The following is a 1,716-nucleotide window of genomic DNA, read 5'->3' as shown; positions in this document are numbered from 1 at the left end:
CAGCTGTTGATATGTGGGTGCTTTTCGACCTCTGCCCAATGTTGCTTGAGCACATGGGCCACTTCAAAGCGTGCTTTCACTTTCTGGACAGGTAGGATCTGTCCAGGGGACTGAAGGCACGGCTTTTTTCAGTCTGGGCTACGTGAAGGTAGATCATCGTGGTATCGATGCATTCATGCCCCAGCAAATCTTTAATGGTCAGGATATCCAATCCCTCTTCCAGCAGGTGGGTGGCATAGGTATGCCGGAGCGTGTGGACGTTCATCGGCTTGAGAATACCGGCTTTCTTTTTGGCTTCATTCACTGCCCATTGCACCCCTCGCTGGGAGTAGCGTCCGTCAAAGTCTCCTCCGGCACGACCAATGATCTGCTCACCTTTACTGTTGAACAACCATTCAAGGGGCTGTTCGGCTTCCAGGTAAGTCTTAATTCCACGGATCAGAATATCTGCTAGCGGAACATAGCGGTCTTTCTTTCCTTTACCATCCTTCACATGCAGTATCTTTCTGTCAAAATCCAGATCGGCAATCTTCAGATTCCTGACCTCAAAACAACGGAGTCCGCAACCGTAAAGTAAGGCTATCAGAACGCGGTGCTTGAGCAGTTTGGGAGCTTTAAGGAGTCTACGCATCTCTTCCTGGCTGAGCACAATCGGAAGTTTTTTGCTTCGCTTGATGGTAGGAAGTTCGATCCGTTTGTCCTTCATCCCCTCAATGCGGTAGGCAAACCTTAGGGCATAAACTGTAAACTTGAAATAAGCTTCTGAAGGGGTGTTGTGACTCCGCTTGAGCAGATGCAGGTAATCGTTAATCCGGTCGGGGTCCACTTGAGTGGGCAATTCGTTGAAGTGGAGAGCCAGTTTGGCCAGATGTCTGGCGTAGTTTGCCAGTGTACTTTTACTTTTTCCGGCGACGACAACTTTTTGTTCAAACTTGGCTAGCAGTTCAGTAAAACCTGCTACATTAGAACAGGCAGCCTGGATGAGGTTCTCCTTTTTTTTTCATGATTGATATGAGGTTAAGAATGAATTAAAAAGTTACCTCTTTCTGGCTGCTCTTGAAACTACCGCAGGTTTAGTGCAACAGCACCTTGCCAAAAGCGGGGCGGACGTGGTTACAGAAACTTTTCGGCAATTAATAAACATTAGTGGTAGCTTGACAGATGGTGCTCCGAAAGCCCCGCCTTCGGCAAGCTGCAAAACGTTGGCACACATTAAAAAATGAAGACCGTTGATATTATCATAGCAGTAGCCATTCACTTGGTAATTCCTTTAATCGGACTGTTAATGTATTTACGACTTTTAAGAAGAATGAAAACAGAAGAAATCCCCAATCCACCAGCAATTGACTTATTTTTGATTTTTGCAACCTATGGCGGACTTCTTCTTGTAGCATTGACGACTCTTCTTTGGGCATGGTCAGGAATGGCTTCATTAGGAATGTTTTATCTGATTCTAGTAGCCCCAATTATTATGGGAGTTATAGCATATAGAAACTATAAAAAGAAGGAATTATCGACTTATCATTTGTGGACATACAAGGCAGGTCTATTGTACTACGCAATTACTCCCGTGACACTAGGACTACTGATAATATTAGAATGAAAAAAAATAAAAAACGTGTGCCAACAACTAGGTTTTCGTTGCGTGCGTAGCACGAACAATGAAACCGCTGTTGCACGGAACCGGAGAAGTTCTTATGGGCATTGAGTCAGGAT

The 1,716-nt window shown here is 45.0% G+C and carries 2 protein-coding genes; one reads left to right on the top strand and one right to left on the bottom strand.

Going from position 1 to position 1,716, the window contains the following annotated elements:
- Nucleotides 1-76: 76 nt before the first annotated feature.
- Nucleotides 77-838: a tyrosine-type recombinase/integrase gene (locus QOL76_RS21210; protein ID WP_283414964.1), complete on the bottom strand. Its 762-nt coding sequence runs from the start codon at nt 836-838 to the stop codon at nt 77-79.
- A 381-nt stretch (nt 839-1,219) separates the two neighbouring features.
- On the opposite strand from QOL76_RS21210, the gene QOL76_RS21205 reads away from it, so the two are divergent.
- Nucleotides 1,220-1,603: a hypothetical protein gene (locus QOL76_RS21205; RefSeq protein ID WP_283414963.1), complete on the top strand. Its 384-nt coding sequence runs from the start codon at nt 1,220-1,222 to the stop codon at nt 1,601-1,603.
- Nucleotides 1,604-1,716: the final 113 nt, after the last annotated feature.

The organism is Algoriphagus winogradskyi (assembly GCF_900182815.1).
Classification (GTDB): Bacteria; Bacteroidota; Bacteroidia; order Cytophagales; family Cyclobacteriaceae; genus Algoriphagus; species Algoriphagus winogradskyi.
The sequence above is the reverse complement of the archived record's forward strand: the minus strand, read 5'-3'. Positions and strand labels throughout refer to the sequence as shown.

What these genes read in the sequence shown, in the direction of transcription:
- QOL76_RS21205 (WP_283414963.1), top strand. Translation starts at nt 1,220, where the DNA reads ATGAAGACCGTTGATATTATCATAGCAGTAGCCATTCACTTGGTAATT.